Consider the following 14,493-nt stretch of genomic DNA (forward strand, 5'->3'; position numbering starts at 1 on the left):
GGGGCCCGGCGAAGTTGTAGTGCTCGTGAAGATGCGAGCTACCCGCGATTGGACGGAAAGACCCCGTGGAGCTTTACTGTAGCCTGTCACTGGACACTGCTAGTCTCTGTACAGGATAGGTGGGAGACTGAGAAGGTGGCGCGCCAGCGTCACTGGAGTCGGCGTTGGGATACCACCCTGAGACTAGTGGGGTTCTAACCTTAAGCCGTGAACCGGCTAAGGGACAATGGCAGGTGGGCAGTTTGACTGGGGCGGTCGCCTCCTAAAAGGTAACGGAGGCGCCCAAAGGTCCCCTCAGCGCGGACGGGAATCGCGCGAAGAGTGCAAAGGCAGAAGGGGGCTTGACTGTGAGAGAGACATCTCGAGCAGGGACGAAAGTCGGGCTTAGTGATCCGGCGGCAGTGAGTGGGAACGCCGTCGCTCAACGGATAAAAGCTACCCCGGGGATAACAGGCTGATCTCCCCCAAGAGTCCACATCGACGGGGAGGTTTGGCACCTCGATGTCGGCTCATCGCATCCTGGGGCTGAAGTAGGTCCCAAGGGTTGGGCTGTTCGCCCATTAAAGCGGTACGTGAGCTGGGTTCAGAACGTCGTGAGACAGTTCGGTCCCTATCCGTCGCGGGCGCAGGAGACTTGAGGGGAGCCATCCCTAGTACGAGAGGACCGGGATGGACGAGCCGATGGTGTACCAGTTGCACCGCCAGGTGCACAGCTGGGTAGCCAAGCTTGGAAGGGATAAACGCTGAAAGCATCTAAGCGTGAAGCCCACCCCAAGATAAGGTCTCCCACCCGAAAGGGGTAAGGCACCTTGTAGAAGACGAGGTAGATAGGCCGGGGGTGTAAGAGCGGAAACGCTTTTAGCTGACCGGTACTAATAAGCCGAGGACTTGACCCTGAAGGCTTTGTGTAGTTTTGAAGGTCTAAGTATCCGGTGGCGATAGCGGAGGGGAAACACCCGTTCCCATTCCGAACACGGAAGTTAAGCCCTCCAGCGCCGATGGTACTGCATAAGCGGGAGAGTAGGTCGCTGCCGGGGAAATTTTTAAAAAGCCCCCTTTAACAAGCTCCCTTTATGGGAGCTTTATTTTTTTATATATACTTCCCACACACCTTTTAGCACCTCTTTTACTTCCATAGAGCAATTTAATTTAGAAAAATATGTTTCCAAATTGTCTAACGTACACCTGTGATCCACCACAACTTTTAAAATCTCCCCTTCTTTCATTTCTTCGTATTTCTTTTTGGCCTTTAGAAGTGGAAGAGGGCATATTTCTCCCATGCACATAATCTCATGAACCATTTTCATCACCCTTAGCAGAAAAAATCTTTACCGTTATTTTTTATGAAATCGATGAAGTCCATTTTGGACTTTTTGTAAATTTTTTTGTTGTATATTAAAGAATAACTGTAGTTAAATTCTATGCCTTCTACTTCAACTATGGACAAGGTTTTAGTATATAATTCCTTTTTTATGGCTATATAAGGCAAAATAGAAAGACCATGTCCTGCAGCCACGGAGGACTTAATTGATTCAATAGAAGGAAATTCCATTTCAATCTTTAACTTTTTTATATCAATTTCGTGGGCAAGTAAAGTCTCTTCAATTATTTTGCGCAAAGCGCACTTTCTATGTATTATAAAAAAATTATAACGCAATAATTTGTTTTTTGACAAACTTTTTTCTTCCCAGTTGCCGCTCGCTACAAAATGCATTTTGAAATCTCCTAAAGGAATGCAAGAAATGTTTTCATCTACATAACAACCTTCTATAAAGCCTATGTCTATTCCTCCTTCTTTTACGTTGTATATCACTTCAGGTGTAAAATTGTGCTCTACATGCACTGTGATGTTTTTATACCTTCTTTTGAATTCGTGCAGGGTACAAGGGAGGGCATATTGCCCAATAGTAGGGCAGGCAGAAATTGTTAATCTGTTTATGCAGTTGTTTTGACAGCACTCTAAGTCTTTTACCATGTTGTCGTACAAATTCAATATCCTTTCTGCATATTGATAAACTAATTCTCCGGCTGGTGTAGGAAAGACTCCTCTATTGGTGCGCTTTAAAAGAGTTGCTTTCAAGTCTTTTTCTAATGCTTTTATTTGTTGACTTATGGCTGGCTGAGAGAGGTACAACTCTCTTGCCGCTGAAGAAATGCTTTTGTAATATACAGTTTTATAAAATGCCCTTAAGTTTTCAATATTCATAAAAACTCCCCCTGTTTGTTAAAAAGCTATCGCAATATAACGTTTAGTTTTATTATACTACAAAGTTTGTTATAAGTAAAACTAATATTGCATAAGAATTTCAAATGATAAATGGAGAAAATTTTATAGTAAAATGAAACTAGAATGTTAAAATGATAACAAAATAAGGAGGAATGTAAAATGAGTAATGATGTAAAGCCTACCTATACTTTAGATGAAAGAGGAGAGGTGTGCCCTGTTCCAGATGTGGACACAAGAAGAAAACTCAAAGAGATGAAATCAGGTGAAATACTGGAAGTACTCGTTGATTACGCTCTTTCTAAAGAGAGAATTCCAGCAGGAGTAAAGGAAGTAGGAGGAGAGGTAATATCCATTGAAGAAATAGGGCCAAGCGAGTGGCGAATTCTCATTAAAAAGCTTTGATGAGTCAAGGGGGAGATTTTATGGATCCGAGATTACAGGGGCTTTTGGTAGGTATACTTTTTGGCATAGTTTTACAAAGAGGAAGGATTTGTTTTAACTCAGCGATCAGAGATGTGAAGATGACAAAAGACAATTACCTGATGAAGTTAGCTTTGCTTGCAATACTGGTGGAGACGATTGGCTTTCATCTGGCGGCGCAACTGGGTTGGATTAAATTAAATCCAAAACCTTTGATTCCTCTTGCTCAGATCATAGGCGGTTTCTTATTTGGTATGGGTATGGTTCTAGCAGGTGGTTGTGCTAGCGGTGTTACTTATAGGATAGGTGAAGGTTATATAACAGCATTTATTGCAGCAATCTTCTATGGAATCACTGCAGCAGCTGTAAAAGGTGGTCCTTTATCTTTTGTAAATAGGTGGATGGGTAAGCCCATAACTACTACTAATAACCCGGGAGGATTTTACGCTGCAAAAGATGGAGCTGTCAATTTAACTCTGGCAAATCTTTTAAATATTAATCCATGGATTGTAACAATTATTTTTGCTTTGTTACTTCTCATAGTACTGGTATTTTGGAAGACTACTGAAAGAAAAGTTTCAGGGCTTAATTGGATTACGGGTGGTATTGCTTTAGGACTTGTAGGGGTTATAGCATACCTTTCTCAAAAGACCTATCCTCTTGGTATTACAGGAGGTTGGGTGAATCTTTTCAGAACTACTACTGCAAATTTAGACCTCACTCAGCCTATTCCGTACAACTGGGAAGGAATGGAAATAGTAGGGATCATAATTGGTGCGTATTTAGCAGCTCTTTTTGCAAAAGAATTCAGATTAAGAGTTCCAAAGGACCCTAAGACTTTTGTCCAGGTAGCAGTAGGCGGTATTTTAATGGGATTTGGTGCAGGAAGTGCTGGAGGATGCAATATAGGGCACATTCTTTCGGGACTTCCCCATTTAGCTATAAGTTCAATAGTGTTTACAATCTTTGCAGTGTTGGGAAACTGGTTTATGGTTTGGTACCTTTTTGAGAGAAAATAAGTGGGAGGGCGGCTTTGCCCTTCCCACAAAATTTTAAGAGGAGGGATAGATGTATGCATGTAACAATACAGGTAAATGTACCCCCTTATACAAATGAGGATATGGATACTGCAATCCATCTCGCAGAAGCTCTTTTGAAGAGGGGACATAAGGTTTCAATATTTTTATTTGCTGATTCTGTACTTGCCGCAAATAAACTTGTTAAACCTATGAAGGTTGATAGAAATATTCCTTCAAAACTTCGTGAGCTTTCTGAAAAAGGTGTGGAAGTTCACATTTGTGGCCTTTGTGCTCAGTACAGAGGGATTGGCGAGGATATGAAAATTGAAGGCTCAGATTTTTCTGGAGTGCCAGAGATGGCGTCGCTTATATACAATTCCGACAGATATATAAACTTACTACCTTAGGAGGTGGATAAAGTGAAAAAAGTTTTATTTGCAGTGTATACTTCTCCTGTAGGAAGTATTTGGATAAATGAGGCTTTCAGAAGTGCGTTTGGAATGTACGGAGAAGACCTTGAACCTGCGGTGCTCTTTGTTGAGGAGGCTGTTTTGGCTGTTAGGTCTTCCTGTAAGCCAGAGCTGATTGGGTGTCTGCCTTTGGCGATGACTTTTAAGTATATTGAGAAGTATCAGACGCCTGTTTATGCGGTAAAGGAAGATTTAGATAAGTTCAATATAAAAGAAGATGAAATTGCTCCTCAGTGGAATTTAAAAACTGTGTCAAAAGATGAGCTGCCGGAATTTGTCCATTCTTTTGATAAAGTAGTGATTTTCTAGGAGGTGAAAGTATGGCCTTGATAATAGTAAAGAAAAGTCCTTCTGAAAAAATTTCCGAATTTTTATTAAACCTTGCTCTGCCTCAGGATAAGGTTTTATTTGTGCAGGACGGCGTAATTTTTGCTGCTTGTAAAAATGTGAAGAATCTTGTGAAAGAGGGAGTTGAACTTTTTGCTCTAAAAGAAGATTTTATTGCAAGGGGATTTGATGAAAAGGATAGCGAAGTGACTTTGGTGGATTATGATGGATGGGCGGAACTTATCGAGAAGGAGGAAAAAGTGATTTCTTAATTTACAAAATTTATATTGGAGGTAGAGTAAATGGAAAACCTTCATACCAGAGAATATGACTTGGCTGTCATAGGCGGAGGGCCTGGAGGGTATGTGGCGGCTATCAAAGCTGCTAAAAAAGGGGCAAAAGTAGCTCTGTTTGAAAAGGATAAATTAGGGGGCACATGTCTTAATAGAGGTTGTATACCTACAAAGGCTTATGCAAGAGCTGCTGAGGTCTATGGAATTTTAAAAAAGGCAAAAGAGTTTGGCTTTGATATTCAAATAAATTATTTTGATTATGCGCAAGTAGTGAAGAGAAAGGATACCATTGTAGGGGAACTTGTTGAAGGCATTAAGGCTTTGCTTAAAGCCAATAAAATAGAGGTCTTCAATAAAGAAGCGAAGGTAGACAAAGAGAAGAATGTAATTTTTGAGGGAGAAAAAATCAAAGCGAAAAACATTATAATTGCTACTGGTTCATCTCCTGCAGAGCTTCCAATTGAAGGCATTGATTCGAAAAATGTTCTAAATAGCGATACAATTTTGGAGATAACGTCTTTACCCAAGAGTTTATGCATTATAGGTGGCGGAGTAATAGGGATGGAATTTGCTTTTATAATGAACCAATTTGGAGTAGAAGTGTATGTGGTTGAAATGATGCCTAATATCCTCCCTTCCCTTGATAAAAAAGTAAGTTCTGCTGTTAAATTTGCTGCTCAGAAGAGAGGCATTAAGATTTATACTTCTTCTACTGTGGAAAAAGTAGAGGAGGAGGGAGAAAACTCTGTAGTTACGATTAGAAGCGGTGATGATATTAAGAAGATATCTGTTGATAAAGTGTTTGTTTCTATTGGAAGAAAGTTAAATACAAGTATAGGGCCAATTGTAGATTTGCTTGAATTTGATAAGAAAGCGATTAAAGTCGATGAGCACATGAGGACAAACATAGAGGGTGTTTGGGCTGTAGGAGATGTGACAGGTAAAATGATGCTGGCCCATGTAGCTTCTTCACAGGGAGAAGTGGCAGTTGACAATATTTTTGGAAAGTCGAGAACTTTGGATTACTACAAGATACCTGCAGCTGTTTTTACAGAACCAGAAATTGGATATTTCGGGTATACAGAAGAGGAGGCCAAAGAAAAATTTGGAGAAATTAAAGTAGGAAGATTTGACTTCAAGCATAACGGGAGAGCCAAAACTTATGGTGAGACAGAAGGATTTGCCAAGATAATTTCAACTGAAGATGGAGAAGTAGTTGGGGCATGGGTAGTAGGTAGTGGCGCTTCTGAGCTTGTGCACATAATTTCAACGGCTTGTCAGAGCGGAGCAAAAGCGGAAGAATTGAAAGATGTGGTCTATGCCCATCCTACAAAGAGCGAAACTATTATGGAGGCTTTTAAAGATATTTTCAAAGAGGCAATCCACAAAATTTAAATTATTAAAAATTGGAGGGACAAAAATGAAAGTTTTGGAAGATTTGTATTACTCAAAGGACCATGTATGGGTAAAAGTAGAAGGGGACAAAGCTTATATTGGCATAACTGATTATGCCCAGGACTCTTTAGGGGATGCGGAGTACATTGAACTTCCTGAAGTTGGAACAGAGTTTACAGCTGGAGATGTGCTTGGAGTTATAGAATCTGCAAAAGCGGCTTCTGACGTTTATATACCTGTAGACGGAGAAGTAATTGAAGTGAACAATGCTGTAGCTGAAGACCCTTCTTTGGTAAATAGCGATCCCTATGGAAGCTGGCTTGTTGCTGTAAGGTTGAAAGATAAAGCTCAAGTTGAAAAGCTTATGAAGGCAGAAGAGTACAAAAAATTTTTGGAAACGTAATGAAGGGCCCTTTACGGGCCTTTTTTAGTTTATTGAAATTTTCAATAATGGTATAATTAGTTTAAAAGGTTTTTAATGAGGGAGGTAGTAAAGTTGAAGAAGTTTCTCTGTGGAGTTGATTTGGGAGGCACAAAGATAAGCACAGGCATTGTTGATGAAAATGGCAACATAATAAAGAGCATAAAAATTCCAACAATGGCTGAAAAAGGACCAGACGTGGTGATTGAAAGGATTGAAGAGAGCATATATCAGGTTTTAAAAGATACAGGACTTGAAATGAGCAATTTAAAAGGTATCGGGATAGGGTCTCCTGGGCCTTTGAATGCCAAAAAGGGGATTGTGATAAGCCCTCCAAATTTGCCTCACTGGAGTAACGTCCCTATAGTGGAAATTTTGTCGAAAAGGCTTGGCATAGAGGTTAGACTGGAAAATGACGCAAATGCAGCTGCAATAGGAGAACACCTTTTTGGATCAGGTAGAGGAGTAGATAATTTTGTGTACATAACAGTCAGCACTGGAATTGGCGGAGGAGTCATAATTGAAGGGAAATTATATAGTGGAGAGAATTCGAATGCTGCAGAGATTGGACATCACACCATAAACTTTGATGGGCCGAGGTGCAACTGCGGAAATTACGGATGCTTTGAAGCTTACGCTTCTGGAACGGCGATTGCCAGATTTGCAAGGGAAGGGATTGAAAAAGGGATAAAGACGAAAATAAAGGAACTGGCGGGAGAAGGAGAAGTAAAAGCAGAGCACGTGTTCGAAGCTGCAAAACTGGGAGATGAATTCGCAAAAGAATTGGTAGAAAAGGAGGCTTTTTACTTGGGAGTGGGAATTGCCAACATAATGGCTTTTTACAATCCCAGAAAGATCGCCATAGGGGGAGGAGTTTCTGCTCAGTGGGATATGTTGTATGAGAAAATGATGGAAACTGTAAGAAAAAAGGCATTAAAACCCAATGCAGAAGTATGTGAAGTGGTAAAGGCTCAGCTGGGAGAAAATATAGGAGTTTTGGGGGCTGCTGCATTGCTCTTGTGAGGGGATGAATATGCAAAGATGCCCTTGGTGCCTCGTGGATCCGATTTATATAAAGTATCACGATGAGGAATGGGGAGTGCCTGTCCACGACGATAGGAAGCATTTTGAGTTTTTGATTTTGGAATCTTTCCAAGCTGGTCTCAGCTGGCTTACCATACTAAAAAAGAGGGAAAATTTTAGACGAGCTTATAGTGGTTTTGACCCTCATATGGTTTCTCAATACGATGAAGAAAAAATAAGAGAATTATTGGAGAACAAGGGCATTGTGCGCAATAGAAAGAAGATAGAGGCTTCCATTCACAATGCGAAGAAGTTTATAGAAATTCAAAAAGAATTTGGTAGTTTTGATGAATATATATGGAGATTTGTGAATTACAAACCTATAATAAATAGTTGGGAAAAAGTGGAGGATATTCCATCCCGCACGGAATTATCTGATATGATAAGTGAAGACCTTAAAAGAAGAGGATTTGTCTTTATAGGTTCTACCATAGTGTACTCCTATATGCAGGCTGTAGGGCTTGTTAATGACCATCTGGTTAGCTGTTTTAGATATAAAGAATTATCATAAAGTAGAATATTTTTCAAGAAATAGGGAATAATTCTATTAGGATAATATTGAAAGTGGTGTGCCAGATGGAGGATGTCACGATAAAAAGAAAATGTTTTATATGCGATAAAGAGGTACAAGATGGCATAGATGTATTAGGAAAATTTATATGCGAAGAGTGTCAGAAGAGATTGATAAATTTGTCTCCCTTCGATAAGAACTATGACTTCTACAGGCAAAAGATGATTGATATATGGGAGGATTATATGAAAGATGTCGGGTATGAAAACTGGGTGTAAATCCAGTTTTCTTTTTTTGTGGTATAATGAAAATGAAAAATGTTTTGTGGAGGTATTTTATGTCAACTCCTTTGTACGATGCTCTCATGGAATACGTGAAAAAGGAAACTGTACCTTTTCACATGCCCGGCCATAAACAAGGAAGAGTATTGCCAAAAGAGTACATTGAAAATTTAGCAAAAATTGATTTGACAGAGGTGCCAGGACTTGACAACCTTCACAATCCCGATGGTCCAATCCTTGAAGCTGAGAAGCTTGCAGCAAAGACCTTTGGGTCAAAACAAGCTTTCTTTTTGGTAAATGGCAGTACTGCTGGAATATATGCGGCCATGTATGCAGTGCTAAACCCTACGGATAAAGTGCTTGTGATGAGGAATTCTCATAAATCTGTTTACAACGGAGTTGTGCTTACTCAATCGATTCCCGTGTATTTGCTGCCCGAGATAGACTATGAAAATGGAATTGCGATGGGAATTGATGTAGAAAGGCTAGAGGAGGTTTTGCAAAAAGAAAGAGATGTAAAAGCTGTAGTAGTGACATACCCTAATTATTACGGTTTTTGCAGTGATATTGAAAAAATTGTGGATATTGTGCATAAGTACGGTAAAATTTTGATTGTAGATGAAGCTCATGGGGCTCACTTTCCTTTTTCAAACAATTTGCCTAAGTCCTCCATAAAAGCAGGAGCGGATATTGTAGTACAGAGCCTGCACAAGACTCTTACTTCTTTTACTCAAACTTCTATACTCCATTTAAATTCTGATAGGGTAGATGTGGATCGGTTAAAATATTCTTTAAGCCTTTTTCAATCTACATCTCCTTCTTATATTCTCATGTCTTCAATTGACATGGCAAGAGAATACATGGAGAAAGAAGGCAAAAAAAGACTAGAAGAAGTTATTCAATTAGCCCTATATGTAAGAAGAGAGATTGATAAAATGGAAGGTATTAGATGTTTAGGAGAAGATATAGTTGGACGGTACGGCATTGTGGATTTTGATGTTACAAAGCTCACTATAAGTGTAAAGAATTTGGGAATTGAAGGGCCTGAAGCAGAGGATTTTTTGAGGAGAGAATGCAATATACAAGTTGAAATGTCGGATGTTTACAATATATTAGCGATGGTTACTGTAGGGGATGATGAAAAAAGGGTAAAAATGCTTTTAGAAGGTTTAAAAAAGCTTTCAAAAAACAGGAAGAGGGTTAAATTTGGGGATAGAATTCTTTTTCCTTCTTTGCCTGAAATGGAGTTGACTCCTTCGGAAGCTGTGAGGAAAAAGAAGGTGAGGGTACCCTTTGAAAAGGCGGAAGGGGCGATTTCTGCAGATTTTGTGACACCTTATCCGCCAGGAGTTCCTCTCATATGTCCAGGAGAGAGGATTGAAAAAGATATGGTAAAATATATAGAAGTATTGTATAATAAAGGTATTAAGGTTTTGGGTATACAGGATAATTTACTGTCGGTGTGTGAGATATGAGAGGGAAATTTATAAGTTTCGAAGGCATAGACGGATGTGGGAAGACCACACAGGTTAAGCTTTTGGAAGAACATCTTAAAAAAGAGGGTTATGACCTACTTGTCTTAAGGGAGCCGGGTGGGACGAGAGTAGGAGAGAAAGTCCGCGAAATTTTGCTTGACAGAGAAAATCTCATCTTCCCGGTGACAGAAATGCTCCTTTACGCTTCCTCTAGGGCGCAACTGGTGGAAGAGAAGATTTTACCCGCTCTTTCTAAAGGTCAAATGGTAATAGTTGATAGGTTTATAGATAGTTCTTATGTATATCAGGGATATGCTAGGGGATTGGGACTGGAAAAAGTTAAAATTGTAAATGAAATAGCAACTAAAGGTTTGTTTCCGGATATTACAGTATATATAGACATTACACCGGAGGAAGCCATAAAAAGGCGACAGGGTAAAAAAGCCGACAGGCTCGAAGGGGAGGACTATGAATTTCACAAAAAAGTGAGGGAAGGTTATCTTAGACTGGTGAAGGATTTTCCGGAGAGGTTCATTTTGATAGACGGTATGCAGGAGGTACTGGCGGTTCATAAAATGGTGGTAAAGGCAGTAGAAGAATATTTGAAGGGGGCGAAAGTATGAAGTTAGTTCTTGCGATCGTACAGGATGAAGATGTCAGAAGGTTGATGGATGGGCTAACAGAAGGAGGATTCAGCTTTACAAGGATTGCTTCTACAGGTGGTTTTTTGAGGTCTGGCAATACCACCTTGATAATAGGAGTGGAAGATGACAAATTGGACGATGTCATAAGCATAATAGAAAAGAAGTGCAAAACTCGTGATAGAATAATAACTTCACCTACTCCAATGGGAGGGGCTACAGACATCTTTCTTCCGCAGGCTGTTGAAGTGACAATTGGCGGTGCTACAGTGTTTGTGCTCGATGTAGAAAAATTCTTTAGGATATAAAAAGGGTGTTTGCTATGAGGGTTAATGAAGTCAGGCCTTCAAAAGTGGTTAGTGAAATGAAAAGCGAGATTTCAAGAACGTATAAAGTGGAGAAAAAATTTGGAGAAACTTTTGAAAAAGAGTTAGACAGAGTTTATAAAGATAAATTGTCAGAAATTTTGTCAGAAATAGATGAAGCGGCTGACAAATTAAAAGAAAGTTTGAATTTACAAGACCTTCTCAAGTATAAGAAGCTTGTAAAGAAGTTTTTGCAAGAAGCCACAGAAAACATGCTCAAATACACTAAAAAAGAACATGTAGATTTAAGAGGAAGAAAGAGAATATATTCTCTAGTGGAAAAGGTGGACAAAGAGTTGGAAAAGCTTACAGAGGAGTTTCTGAAAGAGTCTAAAAAGTTAGAACTCCTAAAAATGATTGATGATATAAGGGGTTTGTTAATAGACATTTACTCGTAAGGTGATGAAGTTGCTTAGGGTGTATGGCCACGAAGAGATTCTAAAAGTATTTCGCAATATAATAAATCAGAATAAAATTTCTAATGCCTACTTATTTGTTGGGGAAGAAGGTTTAGGAAAGAGATTTTTGGCTGAATATTTTGCAATGATGGTAAACTGCAAAGGTAATGATAAGCCTTGTTTTAAGTGTACCTCTTGTGTAAAAATGCTTAAGAAAAGTCATCCAGATGTGTTTATAATAGAACCAGAGGGAGATTCTATAAAAGTAGAAACTGTAAGGTATATAAACGCTGAAATAAATATAAAGCCTTATGAGTCTTTTAAAAAGGTATTTATAATTGACAGGGCTGATAAAATGACTCCTGCAGCTCAGAACGCTTTTCTTAAAACCTTAGAAGAACCGCCTTTATACGGCCTTTTCATACTAATCTCACCTCAAATAGAAGCTCTTTTGCCTACAGTAGTGTCCCGCTGCAATGTGGTAAGATTTAAAAGAGAAAGAAAAGAAGTGATTAAAGAATACCTGATTGGTGAAAAAGGCGTCAGCGAAGAAGAGGCAGAAGTTCTGGCACATCTCGCGGATGGCAATTTTGGTGAGGCGGACAAACTGGTGGACGAAAATTATAAAAAGCTTCGCAGCAATGTGCTTTCTGAGATTGAGAAAATTTTTGAGAAAAAAGGTTTTGAAGTGCTTAATGAGTACAGCTTTTTTGAGGAAAATAAGGAACAGATTGAGGAGGTTTTAAAAATATTTCTCTCTTATTTAAGAGATGTGTTGGTCTTTAAAACAACCAAAGATTTGAAATTTATAAAGAATGTGGATTATATAGATTCTATAGAAAAATTGGAATCTAAGTTGACCTTTAAGAGATTAAATAATATAATCAATAGAATAGAGCAGTTTAATTCCCAGCTTAAAAGCAATGTAAACTATCAGTTGGCTGTAGAGAATTTACTTTTAGATATTTTAGGGGGTCAATAACGTTGGTTACAGTCGTAGGAGTTAGATTTAAGAAGGCAGGCAAGATATACTATTTTGACCCGGGAGATTTGCCTATAAAAGTTGGCGATAAGGTGATTGTAGAGACTATAAGAGGGATAGAGTTTGGAGAAGTTGTAGTTGGAATTAAAGAAGTCCCTGAAGAAGAGATTGTAGCGCCTTTAAAGAAAGTTATACGTATTGCTACAGAAGAAGACATTGAACATTACTATGAAAACAAGAAAAAAGAGGCGCAAGCCTTTGAGATATGCCTTAAGAAAATAGAAGAACACGGGCTTGAGATGAACCTCGTAGATGTGGAATACACTTTTGACAACACCAAAGTTATATTTTACTTTACTGCAGAAGGCAGAGTAGACTTTAGAGAGTTGGTAAAAGACTTGGCATCTGTTTTTAGAATAAGGATAGAGTTAAGGCAGATAGGTGTAAGGGATGAGGCCAAAATAATTGGAGGGTTAGGGCCCTGTGGAAGACCACTTTGCTGCACCACTTTTTTGGGGGAATTTGAACCTGTTTCAATAAAGATGGCAAAGGACCAAAATCTCTCTTTAAACCCTGCTAAAATATCGGGGCTTTGCGGGCGCTTGATGTGCTGCTTGAAATATGAGCAGGAAATGTATGAAAAATTGAGGGCTGAACTTCCCAAAGTGGGCAGCATCATAAGAGTGGGAGATAAGGAGATGAAGATAACAGAAGTAGATGTAATAAGGCGCAAACTCAAGGTTAAGATGAAAAACGTTGAAGGGATTGAAATAATAAAAGAATATGACCCTGAAGAAGTGGAAGTTGTGGAAGAAAGGGAAGAGGAAGAAAAGACTTACGAAGAGGAGCTTTTTAAAGAGGATTTAGAAAAAATAGAGGAATAAGCTCCTCTATTTTTTATTCTACTTTACCCAATAAAAAGCTAATTATCAGTATTATGAAAACTAAAGTTGTTATGATGGTATAAGTGTAGTCTTTTTCGTAGAAAAAAGTGATAATTGACACAGCTACTCTAAATACGGGGGTGAGTATAAGAAGCAAAAGGCCTGTTAGTATCACTGCATAGGGCTTTAAGGCGATAAAGCCCCTTAATATTGAAAGAGGTGTGGTTGGGTAATAACCGTGAGGATATCCGCTGTTTCCTGTTATTACAAGCATTAAAAGGCCTAAAAAAATTACCACAGCGCTTGTAGTGACACCTATACTCAAGGCTTTGCTTATAATGAGTTCCATCTTTCTCAAATCTTCATTTTCTTTTTTCAACTTCATTTTCATGTCTTTTTCCATTTCTTATACCCCCAGACCTTTTATGAGCATTTGTACAGAGATGTAGATTAAAACAGGGATGAATATTTTCCTTATGGTGGTGTTTTTAAGGCGTTCCATTATCTTTGTGCCTAATGTTGCTCCTAAAAGAACTCCTATTGCTACAGGGCCTGCAATTTCTGGATTTATCGTTCCCCTCATGAGATACACCCCTGCACTTGCAGCAGCTGTGACACCTATCATGAAATTGCTGGTAGCTGTAGACACTTTCATTGGAAGTTTCATAAAAAGGTCCATTGCCAACACTTTAAAAACTCCACTGCCTATTCCTAGAAGGCCAGATAGTATTCCAGCCAAGTACATCGTCCCAAAAGCTTCATAAACTCCAGCTACCTTGTATTTTACTTCTTTGTTTAAAACTTTATCAAAGTAAGAGCCTTCCAAATTTAACTTCTTGGCTAAAGGATGGGAGATTACGTTTTGGGGTAATTCTTCCTTTCTTTTTTTAAGCATTGCTAAAGCGGAGTATAAGAGTACGAGGCCAAAAATGATGTAGAGGTATTTAGAGCTTATCAAACCTGCTATATAGGCGCCAGTTATAGCGCCTAGAGTTGTAGCAATTTCCAGAAACATCCCAATTCGCAAATTGGTGATATTGTCTCTCACATATGCCACAGCTGCTCCGCTAGAAGTCGCTATGACTGACACTATGCTTGCTCCTATTGCGTATCTTATGTCTACTCCCAAAAGTAGAGTGAGGGCAGGTATTACAATTATTCCACCGCCTAAGCCCAAAAGAGCGCCAAAAACACCTGCAATAACAGAAAAAATAAATATCTCTAGAGAAGTTGCAACCACTATTTCATCATCTCCTCAGCCTTTGCTAAATTTTTTCTGCATAAAAGATTATAGCATACCT

Annotated in this window: 20 protein-coding genes and 2 rRNA genes (1 of these 22 cut by a window edge); 18 read left to right on the plus strand and 4 right to left on the minus strand. The window is 39.0% G+C overall.

The features are described from left to right. Window positions 1-896: ribosomal RNA gene (locus tag TTE_RS00395) — 23S ribosomal RNA — on the plus strand (it extends 2,070 nt beyond the left edge of the window). 32 nt (window positions 897-928) lie between these two features. Next, window positions 929-1,037: ribosomal RNA gene (rrf, locus tag TTE_RS00400) — 5S ribosomal RNA — on the plus strand. Between the two features lie 45 nt (window positions 1,038-1,082). Here rrf and TTE_RS00405 read toward each other — a convergent pair. After that, the gene (locus TTE_RS00405) at window positions 1,083-1,301 is read right to left on the minus strand and encodes a sulfurtransferase TusA family protein (protein WP_011024592.1); all 219 of its coding nucleotides are present in this window, start codon (window positions 1,299-1,301) and stop codon (window positions 1,083-1,085) included. 11 nt (window positions 1,302-1,312) lie between these two features. Beyond that, the gene (locus TTE_RS00410) at window positions 1,313-2,206 is read right to left on the minus strand and encodes a LysR family transcriptional regulator (RefSeq protein ID WP_011024593.1); all 894 of its coding nucleotides are present in this window, start codon (window positions 2,204-2,206) and stop codon (window positions 1,313-1,315) included. 180 nt (window positions 2,207-2,386) lie between these two features. Between TTE_RS00410 and TTE_RS00415 the strand changes: the two genes are divergently transcribed. From TTE_RS00415 to TTE_RS00490, 16 genes are all read left to right on the plus strand, one after another. After that, window positions 2,387-2,629 carry a sulfurtransferase TusA family protein gene (locus TTE_RS00415; RefSeq protein ID WP_011024594.1) on the plus strand — a complete coding sequence of 81 codons (243 nt, stop codon included), beginning with the start codon at window positions 2,387-2,389 and terminating at the stop codon, window positions 2,627-2,629. Window positions 2,630-2,649: 20 nt separating this feature from the next. Further along, window positions 2,650-3,666 carry a YeeE/YedE family protein gene (locus TTE_RS00420; RefSeq protein WP_011024595.1) on the plus strand — a complete coding sequence of 339 codons (1,017 nt, stop codon included), beginning with the start codon at window positions 2,650-2,652 and terminating at the stop codon, window positions 3,664-3,666. Between the two features lie 53 nt (window positions 3,667-3,719). Further along, the gene (locus tag TTE_RS00425; protein ID WP_011024596.1) at window positions 3,720-4,073 is read left to right on the plus strand and encodes a DsrE/DsrF/TusD sulfur relay family protein; all 354 of its coding nucleotides are present in this window, start codon (window positions 3,720-3,722) and stop codon (window positions 4,071-4,073) included. Between the two features lie 12 nt (window positions 4,074-4,085). Beyond that, window positions 4,086-4,445 carry a DsrE family protein gene (locus TTE_RS00430; protein WP_011024597.1) on the plus strand — a complete coding sequence of 120 codons (360 nt, stop codon included), beginning with the start codon at window positions 4,086-4,088 and terminating at the stop codon, window positions 4,443-4,445. Window positions 4,446-4,456: 11 nt separating this feature from the next. Beyond that, entirely contained in the window at window positions 4,457-4,735 is a 279-nt protein-coding gene (tusB, locus tag TTE_RS00435) for a sulfurtransferase complex subunit TusB (protein WP_011024598.1), read from the plus strand. A 30-nt stretch (window positions 4,736-4,765) separates the two neighbouring features. Then, complete coding sequence (gene lpdA, locus TTE_RS00440; RefSeq protein ID WP_011024599.1) at window positions 4,766-6,151, plus strand: dihydrolipoyl dehydrogenase; 1,386 nt, start codon at window positions 4,766-4,768, stop codon at window positions 6,149-6,151. Between the two features lie 25 nt (window positions 6,152-6,176). Further along, on the plus strand, window positions 6,177-6,554 hold the full coding sequence (gene gcvH, locus TTE_RS00445) for a glycine cleavage system protein GcvH (protein WP_011024600.1): 378 nt from the start codon (window positions 6,177-6,179) through the stop codon (window positions 6,552-6,554). 93 nt (window positions 6,555-6,647) lie between these two features. Continuing rightward, a complete protein-coding gene (locus tag TTE_RS00450; protein ID WP_011024601.1) occupies window positions 6,648-7,595 on the plus strand; it encodes an ROK family protein in 948 nt (315 codons plus the stop codon). A 10-nt stretch (window positions 7,596-7,605) separates the two neighbouring features. After that, on the plus strand, window positions 7,606-8,166 hold the full coding sequence (locus TTE_RS00455; protein ID WP_009610872.1) for a DNA-3-methyladenine glycosylase I: 561 nt from the start codon (window positions 7,606-7,608) through the stop codon (window positions 8,164-8,166). 65 nt (window positions 8,167-8,231) lie between these two features. Beyond that, window positions 8,232-8,444: a sigma factor G inhibitor Gin gene (locus tag TTE_RS00460; protein WP_041587072.1), complete on the plus strand. Its 213-nt coding sequence runs from the start codon at window positions 8,232-8,234 to the stop codon at window positions 8,442-8,444. A gap of 59 nt (window positions 8,445-8,503) precedes the next feature. After that, window positions 8,504-9,922 (plus strand): aminotransferase class I/II-fold pyridoxal phosphate-dependent enzyme, encoded by a 1,419-nt coding sequence (locus tag TTE_RS00465; RefSeq protein WP_011024604.1) that lies wholly within the window; start codon window positions 8,504-8,506, stop codon window positions 9,920-9,922. Further along, the gene (gene tmk, locus TTE_RS00470; RefSeq protein ID WP_011024605.1) at window positions 9,919-10,545 is read left to right on the plus strand and encodes a dTMP kinase; all 627 of its coding nucleotides are present in this window, start codon (window positions 9,919-9,921) and stop codon (window positions 10,543-10,545) included. Before TTE_RS00465 ends, tmk begins: the two co-directional genes overlap by 4 nt. Beyond that, entirely contained in the window at window positions 10,542-10,871 is a 330-nt protein-coding gene (locus TTE_RS00475; RefSeq protein WP_011024606.1) for a cyclic-di-AMP receptor, read from the plus strand. Before tmk ends, TTE_RS00475 begins: the two co-directional genes overlap by 4 nt. Before the next feature lie 14 nt (window positions 10,872-10,885). After that, a complete protein-coding gene (locus TTE_RS00480) occupies window positions 10,886-11,326 on the plus strand; it encodes a YaaR family protein (RefSeq protein ID WP_031314131.1) in 441 nt (146 codons plus the stop codon). 10 nt (window positions 11,327-11,336) lie between these two features. Continuing rightward, the gene (gene holB / locus TTE_RS00485) at window positions 11,337-12,308 is read left to right on the plus strand and encodes a DNA polymerase III subunit delta' (RefSeq protein WP_041587253.1); all 972 of its coding nucleotides are present in this window, start codon (window positions 11,337-11,339) and stop codon (window positions 12,306-12,308) included. Window positions 12,309-12,310: 2 nt separating this feature from the next. Further along, window positions 12,311-13,192 (plus strand): PSP1 domain-containing protein, encoded by an 882-nt coding sequence (locus TTE_RS00490; protein WP_009610867.1) that lies wholly within the window; start codon window positions 12,311-12,313, stop codon window positions 13,190-13,192. A 13-nt stretch (window positions 13,193-13,205) separates the two neighbouring features. Here TTE_RS00490 and TTE_RS00495 read toward each other — a convergent pair whose 3' ends face one another. Both TTE_RS00495 and TTE_RS00500 read right to left on the minus strand, forming a co-directional pair. Further along, window positions 13,206-13,595 carry a DUF1634 domain-containing protein gene (locus tag TTE_RS00495; protein ID WP_011024609.1) on the minus strand — a complete coding sequence of 130 codons (390 nt, stop codon included), beginning with the start codon at window positions 13,593-13,595 and terminating at the stop codon, window positions 13,206-13,208. A gap of 3 nt (window positions 13,596-13,598) precedes the next feature. Beyond that, window positions 13,599-14,432, minus strand: a complete 834-nt coding sequence (locus TTE_RS00500; protein WP_011024610.1) for a sulfite exporter TauE/SafE family protein — start codon at window positions 14,430-14,432, stop codon at window positions 13,599-13,601. Between the last annotated feature and the right edge of the window lie 61 nt (window positions 14,433-14,493).

Origin of the sequence: Caldanaerobacter subterraneus subsp. tengcongensis MB4, assembly GCF_000007085.1 — a bacterium.
Taxonomy (GTDB): domain Bacteria; phylum Bacillota; class Thermoanaerobacteria; order Thermoanaerobacterales; family Thermoanaerobacteraceae; genus Thermoanaerobacter; species Thermoanaerobacter subterraneus.

What these genes read in the sequence shown, in the direction of transcription:
- TTE_RS00405 (WP_011024592.1), bottom strand. Translation starts at nt 1,301, where the DNA reads ATGGTTCATGAGATTATGTGCATGGGAGAAATATGCCCTCTTCCACTT.
- TTE_RS00410 (WP_011024593.1), bottom strand. Translation starts at nt 2,206, where the DNA reads ATGAATATTGAAAACTTAAGGGCATTTTATAAAACTGTATATTACAAA.
- TTE_RS00415 (WP_011024594.1), top strand. Translation starts at nt 2,387, where the DNA reads ATGAGTAATGATGTAAAGCCTACCTATACTTTAGATGAAAGAGGAGAG.
- TTE_RS00420 (WP_011024595.1), top strand. Translation starts at nt 2,650, where the DNA reads ATGGATCCGAGATTACAGGGGCTTTTGGTAGGTATACTTTTTGGCATA.
- TTE_RS00425 (WP_011024596.1), top strand. Translation starts at nt 3,720, where the DNA reads ATGCATGTAACAATACAGGTAAATGTACCCCCTTATACAAATGAGGAT.
- tusB (WP_011024598.1), top strand. Translation starts at nt 4,457, where the DNA reads ATGGCCTTGATAATAGTAAAGAAAAGTCCTTCTGAAAAAATTTCCGAA.
- lpdA (WP_011024599.1), top strand. Translation starts at nt 4,766, where the DNA reads ATGGAAAACCTTCATACCAGAGAATATGACTTGGCTGTCATAGGCGGA.
- gcvH (WP_011024600.1), top strand. Translation starts at nt 6,177, where the DNA reads ATGAAAGTTTTGGAAGATTTGTATTACTCAAAGGACCATGTATGGGTA.
- TTE_RS00455 (WP_009610872.1), top strand. Translation starts at nt 7,606, where the DNA reads ATGCAAAGATGCCCTTGGTGCCTCGTGGATCCGATTTATATAAAGTAT.
- TTE_RS00460 (WP_041587072.1), top strand. Translation starts at nt 8,232, where the DNA reads ATGGAGGATGTCACGATAAAAAGAAAATGTTTTATATGCGATAAAGAG.
- TTE_RS00465 (WP_011024604.1), top strand. Translation starts at nt 8,504, where the DNA reads ATGTCAACTCCTTTGTACGATGCTCTCATGGAATACGTGAAAAAGGAA.
- tmk (WP_011024605.1), top strand. Translation starts at nt 9,919, where the DNA reads ATGAGAGGGAAATTTATAAGTTTCGAAGGCATAGACGGATGTGGGAAG.
- TTE_RS00475 (WP_011024606.1), top strand. Translation starts at nt 10,542, where the DNA reads ATGAAGTTAGTTCTTGCGATCGTACAGGATGAAGATGTCAGAAGGTTG.
- TTE_RS00480 (WP_031314131.1), top strand. Translation starts at nt 10,886, where the DNA reads ATGAGGGTTAATGAAGTCAGGCCTTCAAAAGTGGTTAGTGAAATGAAA.
- TTE_RS00495 (WP_011024609.1), bottom strand. Translation starts at nt 13,595, where the DNA reads ATGGAAAAAGACATGAAAATGAAGTTGAAAAAAGAAAATGAAGATTTG.